27 protein-coding genes are annotated in these 24,216 nt (G+C 65.0%); 9 read left to right on the forward strand and 18 right to left on the reverse strand.

The window, feature by feature from the left end; all coding sequences use genetic code 11:
* The first annotated feature begins 133 nt into the window (after positions 1–133).
* Positions 134–484, forward strand: coding sequence for a carboxymuconolactone decarboxylase family protein (locus HNP71_RS04610; RefSeq protein ID WP_183265714.1), 351 nt, complete (start codon positions 134–136; stop codon positions 482–484).
* Positions 485–671: 187 nt separating this feature from the next.
* Here the strand turns inward: HNP71_RS04610 and HNP71_RS04615 are convergent, their stop codons facing one another.
* The 9 genes from HNP71_RS04615 to HNP71_RS04655 all read right to left on the reverse strand — a co-directional run bounded on the left by HNP71_RS04615 (position 672) and on the right by HNP71_RS04655 (position 9,887).
* Positions 672–863: a hypothetical protein gene (locus tag HNP71_RS04615; RefSeq protein ID WP_183265715.1), complete on the reverse strand. Its 192-nt coding sequence runs from the start codon at positions 861–863 to the stop codon at positions 672–674.
* A gap of 12 nt (positions 864–875) precedes the next feature.
* Positions 876–2,012, reverse strand: a complete 1,137-nt coding sequence (cydB, locus tag HNP71_RS04620; RefSeq protein WP_183265716.1) for a cytochrome d ubiquinol oxidase subunit II — start codon at positions 2,010–2,012, stop codon at positions 876–878.
* A gap of 27 nt (positions 2,013–2,039) precedes the next feature.
* Complete coding sequence (locus tag HNP71_RS04625; RefSeq protein WP_183265717.1) at positions 2,040–3,668, reverse strand: cytochrome ubiquinol oxidase subunit I; 1,629 nt, start codon at positions 3,666–3,668, stop codon at positions 2,040–2,042.
* 123 nt (positions 3,669–3,791) lie between these two features.
* Complete coding sequence (gene cydC, locus HNP71_RS04630) at positions 3,792–5,465, reverse strand: thiol reductant ABC exporter subunit CydC (protein ID WP_183265718.1); 1,674 nt, start codon at positions 5,463–5,465, stop codon at positions 3,792–3,794.
* Positions 5,453–7,195 carry a thiol reductant ABC exporter subunit CydD gene (cydD, locus tag HNP71_RS04635; protein WP_183265719.1) on the reverse strand — a complete coding sequence of 581 codons (1,743 nt, stop codon included), beginning with the start codon at positions 7,193–7,195 and terminating at the stop codon, positions 5,453–5,455. Before cydD ends, cydC begins: the two co-directional genes overlap by 13 nt.
* 78 nt (positions 7,196–7,273) lie before the next feature.
* Positions 7,274–7,465, reverse strand: a complete 192-nt coding sequence (locus HNP71_RS04640; RefSeq protein ID WP_183265720.1) for a hypothetical protein — start codon at positions 7,463–7,465, stop codon at positions 7,274–7,276.
* A 139-nt stretch (positions 7,466–7,604) separates the two neighbouring features.
* A complete protein-coding gene (locus HNP71_RS04645) occupies positions 7,605–8,378 on the reverse strand; it encodes a hydroxypyruvate isomerase family protein (RefSeq protein WP_183265721.1) in 774 nt (257 codons plus the stop codon).
* A 2-nt stretch (positions 8,379–8,380) separates the two neighbouring features.
* Entirely contained in the window at positions 8,381–9,118 is a 738-nt protein-coding gene (locus tag HNP71_RS04650; RefSeq protein WP_183265722.1) for an SDR family oxidoreductase, read from the reverse strand.
* Positions 9,119–9,131: 13 nt separating this feature from the next.
* Entirely contained in the window at positions 9,132–9,887 is a 756-nt protein-coding gene (locus HNP71_RS04655; protein WP_246344087.1) for a class I SAM-dependent methyltransferase, read from the reverse strand.
* Between HNP71_RS04655 and gloB the strand changes: the two genes are divergently transcribed.
* Positions 9,886–10,611, forward strand: coding sequence for a hydroxyacylglutathione hydrolase (gene gloB / locus HNP71_RS04660; protein ID WP_183265723.1), 726 nt, complete (start codon positions 9,886–9,888; stop codon positions 10,609–10,611). The genes HNP71_RS04655 and gloB overlap by 2 nt on opposite strands.
* Here the strand turns inward: gloB and rdgB are convergent.
* Both rdgB and HNP71_RS04670 read right to left on the reverse strand, forming a co-directional pair.
* Entirely contained in the window at positions 10,608–11,192 is a 585-nt protein-coding gene (rdgB, locus tag HNP71_RS04665; RefSeq protein ID WP_183265724.1) for an RdgB/HAM1 family non-canonical purine NTP pyrophosphatase, read from the reverse strand. The genes gloB and rdgB overlap by 4 nt on opposite strands.
* Positions 11,189–11,701 carry a YqgE/AlgH family protein gene (locus HNP71_RS04670; RefSeq protein WP_246344088.1) on the reverse strand — a complete coding sequence of 171 codons (513 nt, stop codon included), beginning with the start codon at positions 11,699–11,701 and terminating at the stop codon, positions 11,189–11,191. Before HNP71_RS04670 ends, rdgB begins: the two co-directional genes overlap by 4 nt.
* Positions 11,702–11,890: 189 nt before the next feature.
* Here HNP71_RS04670 and HNP71_RS04675 point away from each other — a divergent pair, with 189 nt between their 5' ends.
* Genes HNP71_RS04675 through HNP71_RS04690 form a run of 4 tightly spaced genes read left to right on the forward strand, consistent with a single transcriptional unit; the run spans position 11,891 to position 15,787 of the window.
* Positions 11,891–12,370: a peroxiredoxin gene (locus tag HNP71_RS04675; RefSeq protein ID WP_183265726.1), complete on the forward strand. Its 480-nt coding sequence runs from the start codon at positions 11,891–11,893 to the stop codon at positions 12,368–12,370.
* Between the two features lie 6 nt (positions 12,371–12,376).
* Positions 12,377–13,459 (forward strand): glycosyltransferase, encoded by a 1,083-nt coding sequence (locus HNP71_RS04680; protein ID WP_183265727.1) that lies wholly within the window; start codon positions 12,377–12,379, stop codon positions 13,457–13,459.
* A gap of 1 nt (position 13,460) precedes the next feature.
* Positions 13,461–14,846, forward strand: coding sequence for a glycosyltransferase family 39 protein (locus HNP71_RS04685; RefSeq protein WP_183265728.1), 1,386 nt, complete (start codon positions 13,461–13,463; stop codon positions 14,844–14,846).
* On the forward strand, positions 14,843–15,787 hold the full coding sequence (locus HNP71_RS04690; RefSeq protein WP_221246634.1) for a threonine ammonia-lyase: 945 nt from the start codon (positions 14,843–14,845) through the stop codon (positions 15,785–15,787). Before HNP71_RS04685 ends, HNP71_RS04690 begins: the two co-directional genes overlap by 4 nt.
* A gap of 77 nt (positions 15,788–15,864) precedes the next feature.
* Here the strand turns inward: HNP71_RS04690 and HNP71_RS04695 are convergent, their stop codons facing one another.
* Positions 15,865–16,764 carry a branched-chain amino acid aminotransferase gene (locus tag HNP71_RS04695; RefSeq protein WP_183265730.1) on the reverse strand — a complete coding sequence of 300 codons (900 nt, stop codon included), beginning with the start codon at positions 16,762–16,764 and terminating at the stop codon, positions 15,865–15,867.
* 110 nt (positions 16,765–16,874) lie between these two features.
* On the opposite strand from HNP71_RS04695, the gene HNP71_RS04700 reads away from it, so the two are divergent.
* The 3 genes from HNP71_RS04700 to HNP71_RS04710 are packed head-to-tail and all read left to right on the forward strand — an operon-like array spanning position 16,875 to position 19,468.
* Entirely contained in the window at positions 16,875–17,450 is a 576-nt protein-coding gene (locus HNP71_RS04700) for a MarR family winged helix-turn-helix transcriptional regulator (RefSeq protein ID WP_183265731.1), read from the forward strand.
* A 3-nt stretch (positions 17,451–17,453) separates the two neighbouring features.
* Positions 17,454–18,149, forward strand: coding sequence for a response regulator transcription factor (locus tag HNP71_RS04705; RefSeq protein ID WP_183265732.1), 696 nt, complete (start codon positions 17,454–17,456; stop codon positions 18,147–18,149).
* Complete coding sequence (locus tag HNP71_RS04710; RefSeq protein ID WP_343062207.1) at positions 18,146–19,468, forward strand: ATP-binding protein; 1,323 nt, start codon at positions 18,146–18,148, stop codon at positions 19,466–19,468. Before HNP71_RS04705 ends, HNP71_RS04710 begins: the two co-directional genes overlap by 4 nt.
* Before the next feature lie 28 nt (positions 19,469–19,496).
* Here HNP71_RS04710 and HNP71_RS14060 read toward each other — a convergent pair whose 3' ends face one another.
* The 6 genes from HNP71_RS14060 to accC form a co-directional block, all read right to left on the reverse strand.
* A complete protein-coding gene (locus HNP71_RS14060) occupies positions 19,497–19,733 on the reverse strand; it encodes a hypothetical protein (RefSeq protein ID WP_221246635.1) in 237 nt (78 codons plus the stop codon).
* Between the two features lie 129 nt (positions 19,734–19,862).
* Positions 19,863–20,615, reverse strand: coding sequence for a Fic family protein (locus HNP71_RS04715; RefSeq protein ID WP_221246636.1), 753 nt, complete (start codon positions 20,613–20,615; stop codon positions 19,863–19,865).
* A gap of 556 nt (positions 20,616–21,171) precedes the next feature.
* Complete coding sequence (locus tag HNP71_RS04720) at positions 21,172–21,447, reverse strand: hypothetical protein (RefSeq protein ID WP_183265733.1); 276 nt, start codon at positions 21,445–21,447, stop codon at positions 21,172–21,174.
* 35 nt (positions 21,448–21,482) lie between these two features.
* Positions 21,483–21,872 (reverse strand): type II toxin-antitoxin system VapC family toxin, encoded by a 390-nt coding sequence (locus HNP71_RS04725; protein WP_183265734.1) that lies wholly within the window; start codon positions 21,870–21,872, stop codon positions 21,483–21,485.
* A complete protein-coding gene (locus HNP71_RS04730; protein WP_183265735.1) occupies positions 21,872–22,114 on the reverse strand; it encodes a type II toxin-antitoxin system Phd/YefM family antitoxin in 243 nt (80 codons plus the stop codon). The genes HNP71_RS04725 and HNP71_RS04730 overlap by 1 nt, the downstream gene beginning before the upstream one ends.
* A 764-nt stretch (positions 22,115–22,878) precedes the next feature.
* On the reverse strand, positions 22,879–24,216 hold the full coding sequence (gene accC / locus HNP71_RS04735; RefSeq protein ID WP_183265736.1) for an acetyl-CoA carboxylase biotin carboxylase subunit: 1,338 nt from the start codon (positions 24,214–24,216) through the stop codon (positions 22,879–22,881).

Consider the following 24,216-nt stretch of genomic DNA (forward strand, 5'->3'; position numbering starts at 1 on the left):
GCATGCCCCAGGGCACATTGAAACCACCTCAACCATCAAGCATGAAGGGGAAAGACACTGCGCCTGAGCGCGAACAAAAAGGGGAGCACGTCACCGTCAAACGCGGCTGAGCCGTACAACAGGAGAGCTGACCATGATGCAAGACTGGCTGCAACTGATCGAGAACATGAACGGCGGCGTGAAGGAGCTGCGCCATGGCGCGCCCGAGGTGATGAAGGGCTTTTCCGCCCTTGCCCAGGGGGCGATGGGCGGCACTGCCCTGGACAAGAAGACCAAGGAGCTGATCGCTCTGGCACTGGGTGTGGCCGCGCGCTGCCAGCCCTGCATCGCCTACCATGCCGAGGCCGCCGCCAAGCATGGCGCTACGCGCGAGGAAGTGCTGGAGACCATGGGCATGGCCATTTACATGGGGGCCGGGCCTTCGGTGATGTACGCGGCGCAGGGCCTGGAAGCCTTCGACCAGCTCAAAGCCGCGCAGGGTTGAACGCCCCTTAAGTCCCTGTTCAAGCCAATAAAAAACCCGCGGCGGATTGTCTCCGCCGCGGGTCGTTTTGTTTCAGGCCGCTTCGCTTACGGGAACTTGTTGCGGGTGGCGAGATACGCCACCCCAAGGACACCCAGGTAAATGAAGGGGATGAAGATGATGAAGCCCTCGAGATCTCCGAGCATGGTTACACCTTACCGTTTGAGTTGGCTTCCTGCGCGTCGAACATCACCGCGCCGGCTGCGGCGATGAGCACGATCATCGTCGTGCCCACCAGCCAAGCGAAGTACCAGGGGCCGTAATCGCCAGCGATCACTGCCAGAAACAGGGCCAGGGCCAGGGCAGCCGCCAGACCGATAAACTTGAAGAGTTTACCCATAATCAAGTCTCCTTAGTAGCTGTGGCTGTCGTCGGTGATGGAGCTGAGCTTCACCTTGCCGCGCATCACGTAATAGCACCAGGAGGTGTAGGCGATGATGGCGGGGGTGAAGACCAGGGCGAAGAACAGCATCCAGCCGAGATTGTACGCGGAACCGGTGGCGTTCCACACGGTCAGGCTCTGGTTCGGGTTGGTGGAGGACGGCATCAGGAAGGGGAACATGCTGGCACCGGTCGTGAAGATCACGCCGATCCACGCCAGAGCGCCCGACCACCAGGCCACAACCGGCTTACCCGCGGCGTTCATCAGCAGGTTACCCAGCATGCCGACGAAGCCGAGGATCGGCAGCGCCCACAGCAGCGGGTAGGTGTGGTAGTTGTTCATCCACGCGCCGGCCTGCACGGCCACGGTCTGGCCGGTCAGCGGGGTGGCGGGCATGTTCGGGTCGACCGGAGCGGTGAAGGCGAAGCCGTTCAGGTGGGAGACCCACAGGCCGCCGACAGCGAACAGGATGATCGCCACGATCGAGCCGCCGAGGGCCGCCTTACGGGCACGGCCATAGATCGGCTCCTCACCGCGCAGCATCAGCATGGTGCCGCCCTGGGCGATCGACATGCTCAGCGCGAGCACGCCGCACATCACCGCGAAGGGGTTCAGCAGGTAGCTGAGGAACGACTCGTCCTGGAAGTACTGGCCGGTCCAGCTGTAGTGGTAGCCGACGCCTTCCATCACGTTGCCGAAGGCCGCGCCGTACACGATCATCGGCACGGCGCCGGAGATCAGGAAGCCGATGTCCCAGATGCCGCGCCAGGAGCCAGCAGCCTTGGAGCGGTACTCGAAGGCCACGGGGCGCATGATCATGCTGAACAGCAGCAGGATCATGACGACGTAGAACACCGAGAAGGAGGTGGCGTACAGGGTGGGGAAGGCGGCGAAGATCGCGCCGCCGCCCAGGATGAACCACACCTGGTTACCGTCCCAGTGCGGGCCGATGATGTTGAGCGCCACGCGGCGTTCCTTGTCGTTTTTGCCGACAAAGTTCAGCAGCGTGCCGACACCCATATCCATGCCGACCATGACGGCCAGGCCGCAGAACAGCACCCCTAAGAGCACCGCCCAGATCACTTTAAGAACGACGTAGAGTTCCATTGAAAAATTCTCCTGAGAGGCGCGGCGTTATTGCCAGGACTTGTCGGCCAGCTGCGGCTTGCCGAACATGGTGGCGCCACCGCCCACGGTCGGTTCCGCATGATGGTCCTGCGGGCCGAGACGGGCGAACTTGAACATTAGGTACAGCTCGGCGGCGATGAAGGCGCTGTACAGCGCGGCAAAGCCGATGAGCGAGAACACCATGTACCCGACCGGGTGGCTGGAGGCGGCCTGGAAGGTCGGCAGCCAGCCATAGACGGACCAGGGCTGACGGCCAGCCTCGGCGGTGATCCAGCCGAACTCGCAGGCCAGGATCGGCAGCGGGATGGACCACAGCGCGGCTTTCAGCAGCAGCGGGTGCTTCTCCAGCTCGTTACGCAGCGAGTAGTAGGCCGCGAAGGCGAACAGGGCGACGAAGTAGAAGCCCAGGAACATCATGATGCGGAAGGCCCAGAAGGTGACGAACACGTTGGGGATCGTGTCCTTCTCGGTCTGCGCCACGATGGCGTCCTGGTTCGCCGGGGTGATCTGGGTCAGATCCTGGTTCGGCGCGTTCTTCTGGGCCAGGAAGCCATAGCCCATGTCGTTTTCGTACTGCTTGAAGGTGGCCAGCGACGCGGCGTCATGCGTCACGCCATATTGCTGCAGGGCGTTGATCGCCTTGATGCCATTGAGGATGCGCGGACCAGCCTGCTGCTCCAGGGAGAGCAGACCCGGGATCGGGGTGTCCATGGAGTGCGTGATCAGCGGGGTCAGCACATAGGGAACGCCGATCTCAGCCGCGTTGGTCTGGGTCGCGTCGTTCGGCAGGGCGAAGAGCAGCCAGGGCGCGGACGTGGCGGAGCCATGCGCGTTGCTGTCTTCCCACAGGCCCTCGATGGCCGCGATCTTGGTCGGCTGCACAAGGTAGTCCAGACGGCCAAGGGCGTCGCCCAGGGTGACCACCGCGAGGGAGGAGATGATGCCGAACAGCGCAGCCACGCGGAAGGAGCGCGCGGCCAGGGCCATGTGCTGCTTGCGCAGGATGTAGAAGGCGGAGATGCCCATCACGAACAGAGCCCCGGTAACGAAACCGGCGATCGAGGTGTGAACGAACTTCGCCTGCGCGTCCTCGCTGAACACGAGGCTCACGAAGGAGTTGAACTGCATGCGCATCGTGTCGGCGTCGAACGAGGCACCCTGCGGGTTCTGCATGAAGCCGTTGGCCACCAGAATCCACAGCGCGGACAGGTTGGAGCCCAGCGCGGTGAGGTAGGTGACAGCCAAGTGACCCGGCCTGGAGAGGCGGTCCCAGCCGAAGAACATCAGGCCGATGAAGGTGGACTCCATGAAGAACGCCATCAGGCCTTCGATGGCCAGCGGGGTGCCGAACACGTCGCCCACGAAGTGCGAGTACATGGACCAGTTGGTGCCGAACTCGAACTCCATGGTGAGGCCGGTGGCCACGCCGATGGCGAAGTTGATGCCAAAGAGCTTGCCCCAGAAATGGGTCATCTCCTTGTAAATCTCCTTGCCGGTGATGACGTAGGTCGTCTCCATCGCGCAAAGCAGGAAGGTCATGCCGAGCGTGAGGGGTACGAACAGAAAGTGGTAAAGCGCGGTAAGCGCGAATTGAAGTCGTGATAAGTCTACGACACTAGGATCGATTAACGGCATGCCCGTGAGCTCCTGCTGTTTAGAAAAGCCTTTTATAAGTAGCCCCGGCTATAGAAGCATTCCGCATCTAGTGTAGTTGATTTAGATCAAGCCCAGCCGGGATCGGGCCGTTTCTGCCTTGTATTAAGCGGCAATCTGCCCCGATTTGAGCGCATGCACATTGTCCATCAGCGCCAGGCCAGCCGGGCGGTGGGTGATGTAGAGCACGGTTTTGCCCGTGAGCAGCGGGGCGAGATCGGCCAGGAATTCGCGCTCCGTGGCGGCGTCCAGCCCTTCGGTCGGCTCGTCCAGCACCAGCCAGGGGGTGTCCTTCAGCACCGCGCGCGCCAATGCCACGCGCCGCGCCTGCCCGCCGGAAAGCCGGATTCCCGCCTCGCCGACCAGCGTGTCCAGCCCGTCCTTCTGTGTGCGAACGAAATCGGCGAGCTGTGCGACTTCCAGCGCGCGCCACAGCTCGGGTTCGGCGGCATCGGCCTTGGCCAGCAGCAGATTGTCGCGGATGCTGGTGTGGAACAGATAGCTGCGCTGGGAAATCACGGTAATGTGAGAGGCGAGATCCTCGCTGCCATAGGCGCGCAGATCATGCCCGCCAAAGCACGCCTCGCCTTCCTGGAACTCATGAAAGCGCAGCAGCAGGTTGATCAGCGTGGTCTTGCCAGCCCCGGTGGCGCCGGTGATGCCGACATGTTCACCTTCGGCCACGCGCAGATTCAGGTGGCGCAGCGCCCAGGGGGCGTCCGGTGTGTACCGCAATGAGACATTCTTCAGCTCCAGCGCATAGCCCCGCGGAGCAGGAGCCGGGGCGGCGGGGGGCGCGATGGCGGGCTTGGTGTCGGCCAGAGCGAAAATCCGACGCGCCGCGCTGGAAATCTGCCCTAGATACTGGAAGGCCAGCGGCAGCGGCGCCACGGCCTCGAACGCCGCCATGCTGCCCAGGGCCAGCAAAGCGAGGTCCGCTGGGTAGAGACGCAGCGCCGTCACCTTGGCTCCGCCCGCGATGACCACGCCCAGCATGGTGAAATTGGTGGCGAGGCTGGCGGCCGCCGCACTAAAGCCGGTGACGCGCGCCATCTGCCCCTGAGCGGCGATCAGCTCCGCCTGCAAGGCGGCTGCCCGCGCCTGCAAGGCCGGGGCCGCGCCATAGGTGAGCAGCTCGCCCATGCCCTGCATGGCGTCCACATATTCCGCGCGCAGGCTGGCATTCACGCGCACCATCCCGGCGCCAGCCTTGCGCCCGGCCAAGCCGGTGAGGCCCGGCACGCCCACCCCGGTGGCGAGCAGCCCCGCCGCCAGCACGAAGGCGGCGGGCCAGGAGAAGATGGCGAAGAACAGCACCATCACCAGCGTGGTGAGCGCCGCCGTGAGCAGCGGCACATAGACGCGCAGATAGAACAGGTTCAGCGTGTCGATATCCGCGACGATGCGCGAGAGCAGGTCCGCCGTGCGGTAGCCCTGTAGCGCCGCCGGGGCCAGCGGCTCCAGCTTGGTGTAGAACCACACGCGCAGATCGGCGAGCAGGCGGAAGGTCGCCTCATGCGTCAGCAGCCGCTCGAAATAGCGCGAAGCCACGCGCAGCGTGGCGAAAAACCGCACCATGGCCGCCGGGGTGAAGAAGTTGAACTCGTTCTGCACCGCATAACTGGCAAGGCCGGTGAGCGCCGTGGCGGCCAGGAACCAGCCCGAGAGCGTCATCAGCCCGAAATTGGACAGGATGGTGACACAGGCGAGCGCCAGCCCGCCGCGCATCCAGCTGCCTTGCGGTTTGAACAAACGGTGCAGCCGGATCAGATCGCGCATGGCACGGCCTCCTCGCCCTCATAGGCGCGCAGCAGCTCGCGGTATGGCCCCTCCTGCGCCGCCAGGATGTGCGGCGGCCCGGCTTGGGCAATCCGCCCATCCTTCAGCACCAACACCTGATCGGCCCGTGCCGCCATGGCGAGGCGGTGGGCGATGACGATGACCGTGCGGCCCTGCGCCACCTCTTCGATGGCATCCAGCACCAGGGTTTCGCTCTCCATGTCCAGATTCGCGGTGGCTTCGTCGAGGATCAGCAGGCGCGGGTTCTTCAGGTAAGCCCGCGCCAGGGCCAGACGCTGGATCTGCCCGCCCGAGAGTTTGCCGCCAGCCTCGCCGACATCCGCATCGAATTTCCCGGGCAATGCCTCAATGAAGTCCAGAGCCTTGGCTCGTGCCGCGGCATCGCGCAGGGCGGCGTCATTGGCCCCCGGCGCGCCGAGGCGCAGATTATCCGCGATGCTGCCCGTAAACAGGCGCGGGTTCTGCGGCACCCAGGCCAGGGCCTTCCACCACTCTTCCTGCGCAATCCGCGCGAGGTCTTCGCCATTTACGGAGATCCGCCCCGCCTGCGGGCGGATAAAGCCCAGCAGCGCGCGCGCCAGCGTGGTCTTGCCCGCCCCGCTCTCACCCACGATGGCGGTGATCTTCCCGGCCGGGAAGCGTGCGTTCAGCCCGTCCAGCACTGGCGCGTCATTGTAGGAAAAGCGCAGCTCTTCGCAGGAGATTTCAAGGGCGCCTTGCGGCACCGCGCCAGCTCCGGCTTCCGGCACGGGGGCATCGAGCAGCGCGAAAATACGCTTGGCGGCGGCGATGGCCGTCATCCGCGCATGGTAATGCACCGAAAGCCCGCGCAGCGGCACGAAATATTCCGGGGCCAGCAGCAGCACGAGAAAGGCCGGGTAAAAATCGATGCGCGCATGGAGCAGCCTTGCGCCGAACAGTACCGCCACCAGCGCGATCGCCACCGAGGCGAAAAACTCCAGCACCGCGCTGGTAAGAAACGCGACGCGCAGCCCCGCCATGGTGGTGCGGCGGTAATCGTCGGTGATGCGCGCGACGATCTCGATCTCGTCCCGCGCCCGGCCGAACAGCTTCAGCGTCGTCAGGCCTTGCAACATGTCGAGAAAATGCGTGCTCATCAGCAGCAATTTCTCCCATTGGCGCTGGTTGATCGCCTCCGCCCGGTAGCCGACGAAGACCATGAACACCGGCACCAGCGGTCCGGCGACGAGCAGGATCAGCCCGGAATAAAGATCGAGCGGAAACACCAGCGCCAGAATGGCCAGCGGCACCGCCACGCACAGGGCCATCTGCGGCATATAGCGCGAGAAATACGGCTCCAGAGACTCGATGCCCTCGATCATCGTGGCCGCGACATCCGCACTCGCCTCATCCGCTGCCCCCACCGGGCCGCGTTGGAGCAGCCGCGCCAGCAGTTCGGCGCGCAACCCGGTCTTGATCTGCGCCGCGGCTTTGAAGGCGGTGATCTCGGCGGCATAGGTGAGCGCCCCGCGCAGCAGGAACAGCCCGCCCAGCCCCCAGAGGAACGGCGCCACCCCGGCGAGCGAGGCGTGATGGAAGGAGATGCGGGTAATGACCTGCGCCAGCAGCACGGCCTGGGCGATGATCAACCAGCCCGAGACCAGCCCCAGCCCGATACTGGCCCGCAGCGCGCCGCGCGTGCGCCGACCTTCCTTCATCAGCCGTGGGTCGATACGGGTGGTGCTCATGCTAGAAAACCGCGCTCCAAATGCGTGTCGCGGTCCAGGCACTAACCGCCTAGCGGCGTCAGGACAAGCACTGGCGGCTTAATGCCCGAGATGGGCGAGCACGAGCAGGCTGAGGATCAGCGCGATTAGCAGCGGCGGGACAAGCCCGGTTTTCTCGTGGCTATCGTCGGGGTGCGAATACATTTCCGTATCGCCCGGACCGGGGATGAAACCCGAACCGAGATGCTTGGCACTCCGATCCCGCAGGAATTTTGCAAATAGGTTCATCATGACACTCACATAAGTGTAATACCGGGAAAATCCAAAATTTGCACTAACATTTGCGGGCATATTGCCCGTTAATGGGAATAAAACGCCCGATTTCTTGAGAATGTTGCTGTTTTGGCACGTTCCGGCTTGGGGCTGGGCCTTAAGCTGCCGCCGTCCAGGCGAAGTCTCCCGGCCCGGGGCTGGGGCATAGGTATTCCGCCCCTGTCCAGCCCTCATAGGGCAGATTTCGGATGGCGCGGAACAGGCGGGGGAAGTTCAGTTCCCCCGTTCCCGGCGCGCCCCGGCCCGGATAATCCGAGAATTGGATATGCCCGATCCGCATCAGCCGTTTGGTCAGCCCTTCTAACACATCCTCGCCCCCGGCGTGGGCGTGGTAGGTGTCGTATTGCAGGGTCAGGTTATCCTTGCCCACGGCGGTCAGCAGCGCGTCCGCATCTGGGTAGCCGTTTAGGATGAAGCGCGGATTATCCGCCCGGTTCAGCGGCTCCACCAGCAATTGCACGCCGCGAACGGTCAGCATGTCGGCGGCGAGGCGGAGGTTTTCCACCAGCACGTCCCAGCACTGCTCCGGCGTTTCGCCCTCGGGCAGGTTGCCCGCCAAACAGTTCACGCGCGGGCAGCCGAGGGTGTTGGCATAATCCCCGGCCAGACGCACCCCGCGCAGAAACTCCGCCTCCCGCCCTGGCAGGCAGGCGATGCCCCGCTCCCCGCCCGCGAAATCCCCGGCGGGGATGTTGATGAGCACGAACTCCACCCCTGCCTTGTGGGCAGCCTCGCGCAGCGTGGCGGCGGGCAGGTCGTAGGGAAACTGCATCTCCACCGCCTTGAACCCAGCCCTAGCGGCGGCCTGGATGCGCTCCGCCACCGGCAGAGCGGTGAACAGCGTGCTGATATTGGCGGAGAAGCGCAGCATGGTTATCCCCTCCCGATATACGGCATGGCGGTGGCCATCACCGTCATGAACTGCACATTGGCGGAAAGCGGCATGCTGGCCATGTGCAGCACCGAGGCCGCGGCATGCTCCACATCCATCATCGGCTCGGGGGCGATATGCCCATCCGCCTGCATGGAGCCGCGCGCGATCCCGGCGGTCAGATCCGTGGCGGCGTTGCCGATGTCGATCTGCCCGCAGGCGATATCATGGGTCCGCCCCTCCAGGGAGAGCGCGCGGGTCAGTCCCGTTACGGCGTGCTTGGAGACGGTATAAGCCACGGCCTGCGGGCGTGGCACATGCGCCGAGATCGAGCCGTTATTGATGATCCGCCCGCCCTGGGGCGATTGCGCGGCCATCACCCGGAAGGCGGCACGGGCGCATAGGAACATCCCGGTCACGTTCACCGCCAGGGCGGCGGAGAAGTCGGCCAACGCCACCTCGGGCAGCGGGGTAGGGCGGGAAAAGCTCCCGGCATTGTTGAAAAGCAGGTCCACCCGGCCGAAACGCGCCACGGTCTCGCTGAACAGACGGTCAACGGCGGCCTCGTCGGTCACATCGGCCACCATCGGCACCACAGCGGGATGTGCCGAAGCCGCGTCCACCAGCATTTCCGCCCGCCGCCCGGCCAGCACCACCTGCCACCCCGCCTCGGCCAGCTTGCGCCCGGCGGCACGGCCGATGCCGCTGCCCCCGCCCGTGATCACCGCCACCTGCGTCATGTTCAGTCTCTCCTTACTGCCCGGCATCCACCAGCACACGCCGCCCCGGCGCCCTCTGGCGGACGGGCATGATGCCATGCAGTTCCTTGGTCGCTTCAACGATGGTCAGCCCCGCCAGTTGCGGCGCCAGCAGCCGGCCGGCGCGTTCGCACAGGGCAAAGCCGCGCAGCATAGGGCTCCAGCCGCAGGGCGGGGCGAACAGCGCGGGCACATGGGTTTGCACATGCAGGAACAGATTGCCCATCAGCCGGTTGAGCTGGCTCTCGGAATAAGGCTGCCCGTGGCCGAAGGGCGTGCTCTCGGCATGCGCCCAGATGCCGTGCCGGTTCGGCACCACCACGATCATCCGCCCGTCATCCTTCAGCAGCCGCCAAGCCTCGCGCAGTATGCGCCTGGCATTGTCCGCCTGCTCCAGCCCATGCACGAGCAGGATGCGGTCGAACATCAGGTCGGGGAAGGGCAGGCCTTCCTCCTCTGCCACGCAGGCCAACGAGGCCCGCCCCGCTGGCCAGGGGGCTGGTCCCATGTCGCGCGTCGAGGCGGCGATGCAGCGTTCCGCCTGCGTGCGCCACAGCTCCAGATATGGCCCGGTAAATCCCAGCCCAAGCACCGCGCGCCCAGTGCAATCCGGCCAGAGTGCGGCCAGTTTCTGCCGCAGCAATGCGGCGGTCAGCCGTCCCAGCGGGGTTGCATAAAATCCAGCCGCATCTCGCGCATCGATCGCCATTGCCCTTATATAGCGCGGCAGACGGAAAGGAGCGACAGACATGGCGGTGACGGTACAGGCGATCCCGATGCTTTCGGACAATTATTCCTGGCTGCTGCACGAGCCGGTGATGGGCAAGACCGCCATCGTGGACCCGGCCGAGGCCGAACCCGCCATCGCGGCGCTGGAAAAAGCCGAGCTGCCCCTGGATTTCATCTTCCTCACCCATCACCATGACGATCATATCGGCGGGGTGCCGGAGCTGGTCGCCCGCTATGGCGCCAAGGTGGTGGGCAATGGCGCGGATGCCGCGCGCCTGCCCAAGCTGGACATCGCGGTGCATGAGGGCTCAATGGTGGATTTCGGCGCTGCCAAGCTGCGGGTCATCGAGGTGCCGGGCCACACGCTCGGGCACATCGCTTATTACATCGCCGATGGCGGCGTCTTGCTCCCAGGCGACACGCTGTTCAGCCTGGGCTGCGGCCGCCTGTTCGAGGGCACGCCCGCGCAGATGTTCGCCTCGCTGGCCAAGTTCGCCGATCTGCCGGATGCCACGCTGGTCTGCTGCGCGCATGAATACACGGCTTCCAACGCCAAGTTCGCGCTCACCGTGGAGCCGGATAACGAGGCGCTGCTCGTCCGCGCGGCGGAGGTGGCGGCGCTGCGCGAGAAGGGGCAGCCGACCCTGCCGGTGACGCTGGGGCAGGAACGCGCGACCAACCCCTTCCTGCGCGCCAAGACGGTGGAGGAATTCACCGCCCGGCGTGCGGCGAAGGATAAGTTCTAAAAGTTTTTTGACGCTTCCAGCGCGGCCTTGAGCTGCGCGATGGCCTGGGCGCGGTGGCTGATCTTCTCTTTCACCGCGCCGCCCAGCTCGGCATAGCTCTGCTCGTAGCCATCGGGGATGAACAGCGGGTCGTAGCCGAACCCGCCTGCCCCACGTGGAGCAGTAGCGATCCGCCCGTAAGCTTGGCCGATATAGGTGGCGGTGGTGCCGTCCGGCTGGGCGAGGCAGAGCGCGCAGGTGAACCAGGCGCGCCAGTCATTGGCGGCCTCGGCGGCGGCGATGATCCGCGCGAACGCGCCCGGATAATCCCCGCCTGCGTAACGCGCCGAGAATACGCCCGGCCCGCCGCCAAGTGCCGCCACCGAAAGCCCGGAATCGTCGGCCAGCGCGGGCAGGCCGGAGGCCTGGGCCGCCGCCAGCGCCTTGATCCGCGCATTGCCGGGGAAGGTGGTGGCGGTTTCCTCCGGCTCGGGCAGGCCAAGCTCGCCGGCCGAGGTCAGAGAATAGCCGAGCGGCGCCAGCAGGGGGCCGAATTCCTTCAGCTTGCCGGGGTTATGGGTGGCAATGACGAGCTGCTTCATGCCCGCCCCGCCGCGCCGGAGAGCATGCCGGGGTCGATGCCCAGCTTGCGCAGGGCCCGCTGCCATTTGGTGTTGTAGGAGGTGTCGAAGATGATGGCATCATCCGCCGCCACGCTCAGCCAGGAGTTCTGGCGCATCTCCTGGTCCAGCTGCCCGGCGCCCCAGCCGGTATAGCCCAGCAGCAGCACGGCTTTTTCCGGCCCGCCGCCCCCGGCCACGGCCTGGAGAATATCGAGATTGGCGCTGAGCGCGCGGGTATCGTCCACTTGCAGGCTGGCATCCGAGAGCCAGTCCGTGCTGTGCAGCACGAAGCCGCGCGTCTCATCCACCGGACCGCCCACGCCCAGCGCCAGCTCTCGCTTTGGCGGGCTGGGCTCCACATTGAGCTGGCTCATCAGATCGGCGAATTTCGGCGCACGCAGCGGCTGGTTGAGGACAACGCCCATCGCCCCCTCCTCGGTATGCGAGCAGATGAAAATCACGCTCTGCGCGAAACGTGAGTCCCCCATCGCGGGCATTGCGATCAGAAGTTGCCCTGTCAGCCAGTCGGGCGGGTTCGCCCGGGAAAATTTTGCCTCCGCCATTGCTCCAGTATATTCTTCGCTGTCAGCCGGGACCAGCCCTGCCTGGCGCGCTCTCTTCACGGGCCAGGGCAGTTCGTATACGTAGCGGCATCTGCCGAAGGAAGGACCGACAGCATGATTAAGGTAGGCGACAAGATTCCGGCCATGAAGCTCATGGTGGCAACCGCGGAAGGCCCGCGCGAGGCCGACACCACCGAGCTTCTGGGGCAGGGCAAGGTCGTGCTGTTCGCGGTGCCGGGGGCTTTCACCCCCACCTGTTCGGCCAAGCATCTGCCGGGCTTCGTCAAGCACGCGGCGGAGTTCAAGGCCAAGGGCGTGGACAGGATCGTCTGCATGGCGGTGAATGACGCGTTTGTGATGGGCGCCTGGGGCAAGGACCATAAGGCGCTGGACAACGTGGTGATGCTGGCCGACGGTTCCGCCACCTTCACCAAGGCGCTAGGCCTGGAGCTGGACCTGCTGGCCCGCGGCATGGGCGTGCGCAGCCAGCGCTTCGCCCTGGTGGCCGAGGATGGCGTGGTCACGCAGCTTTTTGTCGAGGAGCCGGGCGGTTTCGAAGTCAGCCGCGCCGAGGCCGTGCTCGAATCCCTTTAACCCGCAGTGTCTTACACCCTCACGGTCGTCGTGCCGTGCTACAACGAGCGCGCCAATGTCGCGCCGATGGTGGCAGCCCTCAACAACGCGCTTACCGGCATCGACTGGGAGGTCGTCTTCGTCGATGACGACAGCCCGGACGGCACTTCCACCGCCGTGCGGGCCTTGGCGCGCGAGGATGTCCGCGTGCGTTGCATCCGCCGTGTCGGGCGGCGCGGGCTCTCCTCCGCCGTCATCGAGGGGGCTTTGTCCTCCTCCGCCGATTATGTCGCGGTCATCGATGGCGACATGCAGCACGACGAGACCCGCCTGCCGCTGATGCTGCAAGCCGTGCAGATCGGCGCGGACATGGCGGTAGGCAGCCGGCATGTCGAGGGCGGGGATTCCGCTGGGCTTTCCTCGCCGCTGCGGGTTAAGCTCTCCGAGACTGGCATCCGCGTGGCGCAGGCGCTCACCCATACCAGCATCAACGACCCGATGAGCGGGTTCTTCCTGCTCCGGCGGGACCTGTTCGAGCAACTCGCCGGGCGGCTCACCGGCCAGGGCTTCAAGATTCTGCTGGACCTGATCCTCGCCTCGCCGCGGCGGCTCACCATCGCCGAGATCCCCTACAAGTTCCGCCCCCGCCAGGCGGGCGAGAGCAAGCTCGACGTGCTGGTGCTGGCGCAATTCGCCGGGCTGCTGATGGACAAGGCCCTGCGGGGGACCGTGCCGCTGCGCTTCATCTCCTTCGCCCTGGTCGGCGCGTTCGGTGTGTTGGTGAACATCCTGGTGTTGCAGGCTGCGCGCTCGCTCGGCATCGGCTTCGGCACGGCGCAGACCATCGGCACCGTGGTGGCGATGATCGCCAATTTCGAGCTGAACAACCAGCTCACCTACCGCGCCCAGAAACTGAAGGGGCCGCGCGCCTGGCGCGGGCTGGTGCTGTTCCTGGCCGTGTGCAGCCTGGGCGCCTATGCCAATATAGGTATCGCCAAGGCGCTGTACGCCGAGAACGGGCATGGCCTGCTCGCGGGCGCGGCTGGTGCGGCCGTGGGTGTGGTGTGGAACTACGCCGTCTCCGCCACGCTGGTCTGGCGCGTGCGGTAGCATGCGCCTCGGACTCGCGGCGCTGCTGGTCCTCACGGCGCTGCGCTTGGCGCTGGCGGCGCGCCTGCCTTTGGTGCCGGACGAAGCCTATTACTTCCTCTGGTCCACGCATCTCCAGCCGGGCTATTTCGACCATCCGCCGATGGTGGCGCTGTGGATCAGGGCCGGGACCGCGCTGTTCGGCCCCTCGCCGTTGGGGGTGAGGCTGCTCGGCCCGCTCTCCACCTTGGCAGGATCGTTGTTGCTCTGGGACGCGGCTGAGCGGCTCTTCCCTGGCCGCCGGGCCGGACTGACCGCCGCCGCCTGCCTCAACGCCACGCTGCTGTTCGGCGCCGGCGCGGTGCTGATGACGCCAGATACCCCGCTGCTGTTCTTTTGGAGCGCGGGGATCTGGGCCATGGCGCGGCTGATCTCTTCGGGCAAACCGGGCTGGTGGCTGGCGGCGGGGCTGGCGGCGGGGCTGGCGCTGCTTTCCAAATATACCGGGCTGTTGTTCATCCTCGCCGTGTTCGGCTGGGTGCTGGCGGGGCGGCGGGAACGCCGGTGGCTGCGCACCCCCTGGCCCTGGGCCGCCGCCGTGCTGGCGGTGCTGGTCTTTGCGCCGGACATTGCCTGGAACGCCGCCAATGGCTGGGTCAGCTATCTCAAGCAGGGCGGGCGCGAGGCTGGGTTTCAGCCAGGGCGGGCGCTGGGGTTCGTCGCCAGCCTGCTGGGCAGCCAGTTCTTCCTGTTCACCCCCGTTATCGCCGTGCTGGCGGTGCGCGGCGTATGGGGGCTGCGGCACGATGACACGCCAGGGTCGCGCCTGCTGCTCTGGCTGACGCTGCTGCCCGGTGCGGTGCTGCTGGAGCATGTCCTGTCCCAGCGCGTGGAGGGCAACTGGGTCGCGGTGCTGTATCCGTCCGCCTGCATCGCTATAGGCACATTGCCCGCGGCCCTCCTGGCGCGCTGGCGTAAACCGGCCGTGGTGTTGGGCTTTGGCATTACCGGGCTGGTCTATGTGCAGGCTTTGGCCGCGCCCTTGCCCATTCCGCCGCGCATGGACACCGCCGCCCTGCAAATGGCCGGCTGGCCCCAGTTCGGCGCGCAGCTTGCCGCCCTGCACCCCGATTTCATCGTGGCTGACGATTATGCCACCGCCGCCGCCCTGGCCTATTACGCCCCGCCCGGGCTGCGCGTGGTGGGGTTTGAGCCGCGCTGGAGCTATTTCGACTGGCAGCCCGCATCGCTGTACGGGGAGGCAGGCATCATGATCACGCACCGCCCGCACGCGCCTTGCGAGCAGATCGGCACGCTGACCCGCGAGCGGGACGGCAAGCCCGTGCAGACTTACCGGCTATGCAAATACATCGCGCTATTGCCCGGCACATGGCTGCCGCGCCCATGAGCGTGACACCGGCTTCCGTCCGCGCGGCGGCAGAGCGCATCAAGGGGCTGATTGCGCGTACCCCCATGTTGCGCAACGCGGCGCTGGACCGCGCCGTGGGGGCGGCTGTGCTGGTGAAACCCGAGATGCTGCAACGCACCGGCAGCTTCAAGCTGCGCGGCGCCACCAACGCCCTGCTTTCGCTGGCCCCGGATGTGCGGGTCGCTGGGGTGGTGGCTTATTCCTCGGGTAATCACGGTCAGGCGGTGGCCTGCGCGGCGTCGGCCTTGGGCGTGCCCGCGACCATCGTGATGCCCGCCGATGCCCCCGCCATCAAGCGCGACTCCACCGCCTTCTGGGGGGCTGAGGTGGTGCTGTACGACCGCGAAAGCGGCAACCGCGAGGCCATCGCGGCGGAAATCGTGGCCCGCACCGGGGCGTCACTGATCCCGCCTTACGATCATGTGGATGTAATGGCCGGGCAGGGCACGCTGGCGCTGGAGTTGGCCGAGGATGCCGCTGGCGAGGGGCTGACCATGGATGCCTTCCTCTCTCCCGCCGGGGGCGGCGGGCTGATGGCTGGTTGCGCCCTGGCGCTGTCCGAGGCCTCGCCGGGCACAAAATGTTTCACCGCCGAGCCGGAAGACTGGGATGATACCGCTCGCTCCCTGGCTTTGGGCGAGCGCGTACGCAACGATATGCGCGGCAGCAAATTCTGCGACGCGCTGCTGACCCCAACACCGGGCAAGCAGACCTTCCCCATCAACCAGAGGCTGGTGACGGCCGGGTTCGTGGCCAGCGACGACGAGGTGCGCGCGGCGATGCGCTTTGCCGCGCGGAATCTGAAGCTGGTGGTGGAGCCGGGCGGTGCTGTCGCGTTGGCGGCGCTGCTGTCTGGCAAGGCCAAGTTTCCGGGACAGGTGGTGGGCGTGGTGCTCTCGGGTGGCAACGCCGAGGTTTAGCAAGCTTCGCAAAAAGAATGCCGCCTTTTTTGTAAAAAAGGCGGCACCCAAAAAACTTCCGTAAATATATTTGCGTTTTACGCGGCCCGCTTCTCCACCTCTTCCGGCGACATCAGCACCAGCGCTTCGTAGTCGGATTTGAGTGTCTCGGTGATGGTGCTCGGCTCGAAGTGCAGCTCGCCGATCTGGCGCACCGGGGTGATCTCGGCGGCGGTGCCGGTCACGAAGGCCTCGCCGAAATTCGGCAGCTCCTCGGGCAGGATATGGCGCTCGACCACCTCGATCCCGCGCGCCTTGGCCAGCTGGATCACCGTCTTGCGGGTGATGCCGTCCAGGAAGCAGTCCGGCTTGGGGGTGTGCAGCTTGCCGTCCAGCACGAAGAAGATGTTCGCGCCGGTGACCTCGCCCACGAACCCGTCCCAGGTGTACATCAGCGCGTCGTTGAAGCCCTCGGCCTCGGCCTTATGCTTCGACATGGTGCCGATCATATACAGCCCCGCGGCCTTGGCGGCGGTGGGGGCGGTTTGCGGGTGCGGGCGGCGCCAATCGGCGAGGCCAAGGCGCACGCCCTTCATGCGGTCAGCCCCGAACAGGTTCGGCCATTCCCAGCACGCCACCATCAGGTGGATCTTGGTCTGCTGCGCGGAAACCGAGAGCTGCTCCGCGCCGCGCCAAGCCAGCGGGCGCAGATACGCGTCCGTCAGGTTGTTGGCCTTCAGCACGTCGACGCAGGCCTGGTTGATCTGCTCGCGGGTGAAGGGGATCTCGAAGCCGAGGATGCGGCCGGACTCGATCAGGCGGTCCGTATGCGCGTCCAGCTTGAAGATGTTGCCACCATAGGAGCGCTCGCCCTCAAACACGGCAGAAGCGTAGTGCAACCCATGGCTGAGTACGTGCAGCTTCGCCTCACGCCAGGGGATGAGCTTGCCATCCCACCAGATGAAGCCGTCACGATCGTCAAAAGGAACCAGCGCCATGGTCAAAAATCTCCGTTTGCGCTACTCTAACAAGACAGGAAAGAATAGTATATTAGTCAGCCGTACTGCCCTGCCAGCGCAGGGCATACCCCTCAGACCAAGAAATTGCCATGCCAGACCCTTCTACTCAACCCTTCCCGGCCACGAAACGCGAAACCCAGCCCGGCACCGCGCACACCGCTCCCGGTGTGGGGTTGTTGTTTTTGCGCGAGGATGAGCTTCGTCTGGCGCAGGATATGATGTTTTTCGCGCATCGCGACCTTACCGAGGCGCCGGATGCAATTCTGGGAGAGCTTGGCTATGGCCGGGCGCATCACCGCTGCCTGCACTGGATCGCCCGCCGCCCCGGCCTGACCGTGGGTGAGTTGCTGACCATCCTGGGCATTACCAAGCAGAGCCTGACTCGCGTGCTCGGCCCGCTGATCCGCGAGGGCTACGTGGCCCAGGCCCCTGGCGCGCAGGACCGCCGCCAGCGCTTGCTGACGCTGACCGAGAAAGGGACCGCGCTGGAGCGCAAGCTGTTCGATGCGCAGCGCGAGAGGCTGGTTAGCGCGTACCGCGAGGCCGGCGGCCCGGCGGTGGACGGCTTCAAGCGCGTGCTGCGCGGGGTGATGAACCAGCAGGGGCGCGATTATATCGACGGCCAGGACCCGCATCGCGGCAAGGGGCAGCGGAGCGGCTCCTAAGGCATGAGCGGCGACGCCCCGCATATCTTGCTGGTGGATGACGATACCCGGCTGAGCCAGCTCGCCGCGCGTTTTCTCGCCGAGCAGGGTTTCCGCGTGACCCTGGCGGGATCCGCCGCCGAGGCGCGGGACAAGCTGCGTTTCCTGGATTTCGACCTGATGGTGCTGGACGTGATGATGCCCGGCGAGACTGGGCTGGAGCTGACCAGCGGCCTGCGCGCCGAACGCGCGCCGGAAATGCCGATCCTGCTGCTCACCGCGCGGGACACGCCCGAGGATATCGTTGCCGGGTTCGAGGCCGGGGCGGATGACTATCTAGGCAAGCCGTTCGACCCGCGCGTGCTGGTGGCGCGTATCCGCGCCATGCTGCGCCGCGCCCAGCCCGCCGCCGTGCCCGCTGCCCCGCTGCAGCTTGGCCCGGCGACATTCGACCCCGCCCGTGGCGAGCTGGTCTCGGCCAATGCGCGTATCCGGCTCACCGGCGCGGAGTTGGCGCTGCTCGCCGCTTTGGCCGCACGGCCGCATGAGATCCTCTCGCGCGAGGTCTTGGCCGTGGCGCTGGGGCTGGACGACGTGAATGAGCGGGCCATCGACGTGCAGGTGACCCGGCTGCGCCGCAAGATCGAGCCCGACCCGCGCGAGCCGCGCTTCCTGCACACGGTGCGTGGCAAGGGCTACACGCTGAAGCCGGGGCCGTGAAGTTTGAGGATTTCGGCGCCGAACGCGCCGTCCGCAAGGTCCTGCCGCGTGGGTTGCTCGGGCGTTCGCTGCTGATCGTGCTGATCCCGATGGTGCTGCTTCAGGCGGTGGCGTTACAGATCTTCTACGGCAACCACCTCAGCGAGCTGTCCCGCCGTCTGGCTGGTGGGGTGGCCGGTGAGGTGGGGCTGATGGTCGGCGAGATTGACGCCGCGCCAAGCAGCCGCGCCGCCATCACCCAGCAGGCCGACCAGCATTTCCAGTTCGCCACCAGCTTTCTCCCCGGAGAGGTGCTGCGCCAACTCCCGCGCCCCGATGTTCCCGGCCCGGTGGACAAGGATCTCGCCCACGCGCTCACCGTCCAACTGCACCGGCCCTTCAACGTGGCCTGGAATGCCCTACCCGGCACCATCGTCATCAACGTGCAGATGCCCAATGGCGTGCTCGACATCCATGTGCCGCGCAAGCGCCTGTATATCGGTACGTTCTACCTGTTCCTGATCTGGGTGATCGGCAGCGCCGCGCTGCTGTTCGGCGTGGCGGCGCTGTTCCTGCGCACCCAGGTGCGGGGCATACGCCGTTTGGCCGCCGCCGCTGAGGCCTTCGGCACGGGGCGCGATGAAGGGCCGATCCGCCCGGAAGGGGCCATCGAGGTGCGCCGCGCCGCCACCGCCTTCAACCGCATGCGCGAGCGCCTACGCCGCTTCCTCGTGCAGCGCACCACCATGCTGGCCGGGGTCTCGCACGATCTGCGCACGCCGCTCACCCGGTTGCGACTGGCCTTGGCGATGCAGCCGCAAATCCCGGCGCAGGACCTCGCCGACATGACCGGCGACATCGAGGAGATGGAGCGGCTCATTGCCGTCTACCTCAACTTCGCCCGTGGCGAGGGCAGCGAGCAGCCCGTACCCTCCGACATCGCGGTGCTGCTCGACGATGTCTGCACCGCCGCTCGCCGTGCCGGGGCGAAGGTCAGCCTGGACGCCTTGCCGGGCCTGACCGCCACGCTCCGCCCTGAGGCGATGCGCCGTGCGCTGACCAATCTCATCGACAACGCCCGTCGCCACGCCACCCGCATCTGGGTCAGCGCCCGCCTCATCGGCCCGCGTGAGCTGCAAATCCTCATCGACGATGATGGCCCCGGCATTCCCGCCATCAAGCGCGAAACCCTGCTCCGGCCTTTCGAGAGCGAGGACCCCGCCGGTACCGGCCTTGGGCTCACCATCGCCAGCGATATCGTCATCGCCCATGGCGGCGCCATCCGCCTGCTCGACCGCCCCGGCGGCGGCCTTCGTATCGCCATCAATCTGCCGGTGTAAGTGTCTGTATTGGGAACTATCGAGTTGTCTAAATGGCCACAAAATCTGGTAGCGACTTCGCCTTCCTCGACATCCGGGCTGCGCTGCGCAATTCCGCACAGAAGTGTGGATTTTGCAATCGCGGGTCGGCGGTGGAACCCTTCCTGTAGATTAGCGCTTCGAGCATTTCACCTGATTTAGGTGGCAGCCTGTCCAACCGAATTTCTTCTTCAGCCCACAGACGAATATGCGCGCGAAGTTGATCGGGTTGCATCAATCTTTCCATGAAGTTGACCTGATCAAGACAGGTCGTAAGGAAGAATTTCGTAAACGACGTAAGACTATCTTCGCTGAGATTGCCTCTGCCATCGAGATTGTTGCGTCGCTTTAGATCGCATGCCGCGAGGTGGCTTTTTTAGGAATTGACGTTGCGCGCAAGCCCGCACGCAACCGGCCATACTGTGCCGGTGTCGATTGAATCCAGCAGCATCGCATGCGAGAGCAATCGTGCTACGCGGCCGTTGCCGTCGACAAAGGGGTGAATCCAGGCCAAGCGGTGATGCGCGGCCGCCGTCGCTAACACCGTTTCGGCCTTACCTAGCTGTGAATAGACTTTCTCATAGCGTTTTAGAAAACGAGGTATGGCAGGTGCACTGACAGGAATATGGCGACCGACAGCAACATCACTGTGGCGGAAGCGACCGGGGATGACCTTGATCTTCTCCTTCGTTACAGGGGCTTCCACCCAAAGGAGATCATCTGGCAACGCTGTGCAAAAGCGGTGATGAATTTCGGTGATTGACTCGACCGTGGTCGTGCGTCCCTTAATGCCCCCGCCGTTGATCCATTGTTGAACGGTTATGTGGGCCTTGGCCTCAAGCTGAAGATTACGCTTCCTGGCGTCTTGACTGTAGTCGTCCTTAAGCGCGCGCTCGATGTCGATCGGATGAATGTCGTGACCTTCGATTAGGTTGCTGTAATAGCAATTCATTGCCAATACGAGATTGGCAAGCGATGCGAGGAGGTGTTCTGGAAGGGAACGGCGGAAGCCGGCGCTTTTGGCAGCCAGGTCCAGCGCAAGATCGGTTAGTTCGTGACGACGTTTCGACGTCTTCCCAATCAGCAATGGCTGCATAAGGGAGGTGTTCTCGCCGCGATCACCGACCACTTTAGTGTCCGCTTTGGCGTCCGATTTTTTGCTTACAAAATTGGTTATATATCAATGAATTAAAATAATCTATTTTGATTTTTCGCCCCGTAAAAGACCGGTTTTATGTCCGAGTTAAGTGAGGCGTTCGCGGCATCGTCTTGCGCGAAGACGGTGAAGGGGTTCGGATGCAGCCCTGGCAGGGCTGGAGGTGCATCGAGGAGGGGGGCGTTTGAAAGCCGCCCATGTACGAACCTGCGGGGCTGGCTGGGTTATGGGGTTTTGGTCAATTTTCTGAGCTTTGCGGTGGGCCGGGCAGGCAATTTTGGCCCTGATGGTCTACACAGGGTCACAACCTATCTTGCCTCCGAATTTCAGGCACATCTCGTTCCTTTTAGTTCCGTAGCGCCAGACTGCGAACCCCCCCGGCATCGGGCGAGTGCACCAGCGCCCGCATATCCACGATGCCCTAGGTGCCGTCGTAGAACCTGACTTTCAGCCGGTACTCGGGCAGCGCCGTGGCCGGGGCGGCGGTTTGTGGCTCTGACATCTTGGCCCCCGAGTCAGGCAAAGCTGCTCAATCAGCTGAAGCGCTGGAGGTCCCTTCCGGGCTCTCTGCAGTGGGAAGCTCGTCTGTTGCGTCGATCAAGCCGAGCTGGACGGCGAGGGGGCGGGGAATGTTCAACGTCACGCCCAGCCGGCCCGGTTCCGCCAAGGCCTGGAAAGACACGCCATCGAGGCGAAGATGCACCACATCCGCGCCCGCGCATTCATCCAGCCAGTCGTCATAAAGTTCAAAGCTGCCGCCGCTGTTCGGATCGGTGCCGCGCTTCAACGGGGTTTTGGTGCTCATGGGCAAGGGCTCCACATCATAACGGGTGGCTGGCGCTAGCCGACCAGGGTGACAAGTTCGGAATAAGGCGGAAGCACAGGATCGGCGGTGTAGAAACGCACCGGCTCGCTCATCGCCTGTGCGATCAGCAGGCGGTCGAAGGGATCGCGGTGATGCGGCGGCAGCTTGGCCACCAGAATGGCGGCATCAGCATGGACGGGAAGCTCAACAAAGCCGGTATCCAGGGCCGCGCACAGGATCTGCCGCGGCTCGAAGGCAAAGTCGGGCCGGCCGAGCCCGGCCTTGATGGCGATTTCCCAGAGGCTGGCGGCGCTGAACAGCACTTCGTTGCCGGCATCCTCCAGCGCCGTCCGGGTGGTGGCGTCAAGGCGGTCAGGCTCGGCCAAGGCCCAGAGCAGCAAATGGGTATCGAGCAGCAGGCGCATCAACGACCCTCGAAGCTGCCGAGGATGTCTTCCGACAATGGCGCATCGAAATCTTCCGGCACCGTGATCTGCCCGGCCAGCAGGCCCAGGCGGCGGCGCGGGGGCACCGCTTGGCCCTGCAACGGCACTAGCCGGGCGATGGGCCGGCCGGCGCGGGCGATCAGGATTTCCTCGCCGCCGGCAACAGCATCGAGCAGGCGGGACAGATGGGTTTTGGCGGCGTGGATGTTGACGGTCTGCATGAATGGTCTCCGATAGCCGCCAAGTAATAAATTAAACCAGACTTAGTCCAGTTTAATTTATGCAATGTGATTGGCGTATTGACTGTTGAGGTCATACAAAGCCCATCCCCCGTGGTCTTGGGCGCCGCTGTCCTTAGCCGCCGTCTGGTCACGCCTGAGGTGTGGGATATGGTGAGGCCGGAGCGCGATGACAGCCAGGAGTTGGCGGCTGTACCGGCAGGGCCATCCTGACTGCCGCTATGCAACGGCCAAGCACGTGCTGAAGCGCAGGAAGTGCGGCGATCCGGGGGCGGAATTTACCACCGCAGGATGAACTGCTGCTACCCATGACCACGAGCGATGCGATTTGCATGACCCGAACGGTTAGTCCGCCGGTCATGTTGCGCAGGTTGAGCTAAACTTAGAGGCCCGTTCAAAACTCCCCACGAGGCCCGCCTAGCGTCACATTGTCGCGCTCCGGTGACTTGAAAATGGCTCCATCTGGGTCAGCCCGACGGGGTTTTGAAAGGAGCTCTTAGTCAAGTTGAACCTGTTACTTTGCGGGTGCCGGAGATCTTTCATGCAGACCGTTAACATCCACGCCGCCAAAACCCATTTTTTTATTTCCTCGCCGCCGTCGCCGGCGGCGAGGAAATTCTGGTCGCCCGCGCCGGTCGGCTAGTCGCCGGGCAGGTGCTGCTGCAGTGCTATATGGCACCTATGCGCGTCGCCAAGTCCGGTTGGCCGGACAAGTCAGAGTGCCAAATGATTTCGACGTCCCCACTTTACCCGGCGACGAAGCGTTCCAGCCAGTGGATGGTGTAATCGCCCGCGACGAAATCCGGCGCTTCGAGGATGCGCTGGTGCAGCGGGATGGTGGTCTTGATGCCGCTGATGACGAACTCGTGCAGCGCGCGCTTCATGCGGGCGATGGCTTCCTCGCGCGTCTTGCCATAGGTGATCAGCTTGGCGATCAGGCTGTCGTAATGCGGCGGCACGCGGTACCCCGCGTAGAGGGCGCTATCCACACGCACGCCCAGACCGCCCGGTGGATGGAACACTTCCACGCGCCCCGGCGAGGGGGCGAAGGTTTCCGGGTCCTCTGCGGTGATGCGGCATTCGATGGCATGGCCGGAGAGGACGACATCGTCCTGGGTGTAGCCCAAAGGCTGCCCGGCGGCGATGCGGATCTGCTCGCGTACCAGATCGATGCCCGAGATCGCCTCCGAGACCGGATGCTCCACCTGCAGGCGGGTGTTCATCTCGATGAAGGCGAACTGCCCGTCCTGGTACAGGAATTCCAGCGTTCCCGCGTTGCGGTAGCCGATCTTCTTCAGCGCGGTGGTCACGGTCTTGCCCAAAGCGTCGCGCTGCTCGGGGCTGATGACCGGGGAGCCAGCCTCTTCCAGCACCTTCTGGTGGCGGCGCTGGAGCGAGCAGTCACGCTCGCCGATATGCACCACTTCGCCATGGTTGTCGGCCAGGATCTGCAGCTCGATGTGCCGGGGCTTGTCGAGATACTTTTCCATATACACGGCGTTGTTGCCGAAGGCGGCACCGGCTTCCGCGCGGGCCTCGCGCCAAGCGGCTTCCAGCTCGTCCGCCGCGCGGGCGACCTTCATGCCGCGCCCGCCGCCACCGGCGGCAGCCTTGATCAGCACAGGGTACATGATCCGCTCTGCGACTTCGCGGGCCTCATCCAGCGAGGCCAGCTCGCCCGGCGAGCCAGGGACCAGCGGCACGCCAAGCTCCGCCATGGTGGTCTTGGCGGTGATCTTGTCGCCCATCATGCGGATATGCTGCGCGGTGGGGCCGATGAACACGAGGTTATGCGCCTCAACCATCTCGGCAAAGGCGGCGTTCTCGGAGAGGAAGCCATAGCCCGGATGGATCGCTTCGGCGCCGGTGATGAGGGCGGCCGAGATGATGGCGGGCATGTTAAGGTAGGAATCGCGCGCCAGCGGCGGGCCGATGCACACGCTCTCATCCGCGAGGCGCACATGCATGGCGTCGGCATCGGCGGTGGAGTGCACCGCGACCGAGGCGATTCCCAATTCGCGGCAGGCGCGCAGCACGCGCAGCGCGATTTCGCCACGATTGGCGATGAGGATCTTTTTGAACAT

Origin of the sequence: Acidocella aromatica, from assembly GCF_014201825.1 — a bacterium.
GTDB lineage: Bacteria > Pseudomonadota > Alphaproteobacteria > Acetobacterales > Acetobacteraceae > Acidocella > Acidocella aromatica.

What these genes read in the sequence shown, in the direction of transcription:
- HNP71_RS04705 (WP_183265732.1), top strand. Translation starts at nt 17,454, where the DNA reads ATGAGCGGCGACGCCCCGCATATCTTGCTGGTGGATGACGATACCCGG.
- cydD (WP_183265719.1), bottom strand. Translation starts at nt 7,195, where the DNA reads ATGAGCACCACCCGTATCGACCCACGGCTGATGAAGGAAGGTCGGCGC.
- HNP71_RS04730 (WP_183265735.1), bottom strand. Translation starts at nt 22,114, where the DNA reads ATGCAGACCGTCAACATCCACGCCGCCAAAACCCATCTGTCCCGCCTG.
- HNP71_RS04675 (WP_183265726.1), top strand. Translation starts at nt 11,891, where the DNA reads ATGATTAAGGTAGGCGACAAGATTCCGGCCATGAAGCTCATGGTGGCA.
- HNP71_RS04615 (WP_183265715.1), bottom strand. Translation starts at nt 863, where the DNA reads ATGGGTAAACTCTTCAAGTTTATCGGTCTGGCGGCTGCCCTGGCCCTG.
- rdgB (WP_183265724.1), bottom strand. Translation starts at nt 11,192, where the DNA reads ATGAAGCAGCTCGTCATTGCCACCCATAACCCCGGCAAGCTGAAGGAA.
- HNP71_RS04700 (WP_183265731.1), top strand. Translation starts at nt 16,875, where the DNA reads ATGCCAGACCCTTCTACTCAACCCTTCCCGGCCACGAAACGCGAAACC.
- cydC (WP_183265718.1), bottom strand. Translation starts at nt 5,465, where the DNA reads ATGCGCGATCTGATCCGGCTGCACCGTTTGTTCAAACCGCAAGGCAGC.
- HNP71_RS04685 (WP_183265728.1), top strand. Translation starts at nt 13,461, where the DNA reads ATGCGCCTCGGACTCGCGGCGCTGCTGGTCCTCACGGCGCTGCGCTTG.
- HNP71_RS04640 (WP_183265720.1), bottom strand. Translation starts at nt 7,465, where the DNA reads ATGATGAACCTATTTGCAAAATTCCTGCGGGATCGGAGTGCCAAGCAT.
- HNP71_RS14060 (WP_221246635.1), bottom strand. Translation starts at nt 19,733, where the DNA reads ATGGAAAGATTGATGCAACCCGATCAACTTCGCGCGCATATTCGTCTG.
- HNP71_RS04695 (WP_183265730.1), bottom strand. Translation starts at nt 16,764, where the DNA reads ATGGCGCTGGTTCCTTTTGACGATCGTGACGGCTTCATCTGGTGGGAT.
- HNP71_RS04650 (WP_183265722.1), bottom strand. Translation starts at nt 9,118, where the DNA reads ATGACGCAGGTGGCGGTGATCACGGGCGGGGGCAGCGGCATCGGCCGT.
- gloB (WP_183265723.1), top strand. Translation starts at nt 9,886, where the DNA reads ATGGCGGTGACGGTACAGGCGATCCCGATGCTTTCGGACAATTATTCC.
- HNP71_RS04645 (WP_183265721.1), bottom strand. Translation starts at nt 8,378, where the DNA reads ATGCTGCGCTTCTCCGCCAATATCAGCACGCTGTTCACCGCTCTGCCG.
- HNP71_RS04625 (WP_183265717.1), bottom strand. Translation starts at nt 3,668, where the DNA reads ATGCCGTTAATCGATCCTAGTGTCGTAGACTTATCACGACTTCAATTC.
- HNP71_RS04690 (WP_221246634.1), top strand. Translation starts at nt 14,843, where the DNA reads ATGAGCGTGACACCGGCTTCCGTCCGCGCGGCGGCAGAGCGCATCAAG.
- HNP71_RS04725 (WP_183265734.1), bottom strand. Translation starts at nt 21,872, where the DNA reads ATGCGCCTGCTGCTCGATACCCATTTGCTGCTCTGGGCCTTGGCCGAG.
- HNP71_RS04610 (WP_183265714.1), top strand. Translation starts at nt 134, where the DNA reads ATGATGCAAGACTGGCTGCAACTGATCGAGAACATGAACGGCGGCGTG.
- HNP71_RS04720 (WP_183265733.1), bottom strand. Translation starts at nt 21,447, where the DNA reads ATGAGCACCAAAACCCCGTTGAAGCGCGGCACCGATCCGAACAGCGGC.
- HNP71_RS04670 (WP_246344088.1), bottom strand. Translation starts at nt 11,701, where the DNA reads ATGGGGGACTCACGTTTCGCGCAGAGCGTGATTTTCATCTGCTCGCAT.
- accC (WP_183265736.1), bottom strand. Translation starts at nt 24,216, where the DNA reads ATGTTCAAAAAGATCCTCATCGCCAATCGTGGCGAAATCGCGCTGCGC.
- cydB (WP_183265716.1), bottom strand. Translation starts at nt 2,012, where the DNA reads ATGGAACTCTACGTCGTTCTTAAAGTGATCTGGGCGGTGCTCTTAGGG.
- HNP71_RS04655 (WP_246344087.1), bottom strand. Translation starts at nt 9,887, where the DNA reads ATGTCTGTCGCTCCTTTCCGTCTGCCGCGCTATATAAGGGCAATGGCG.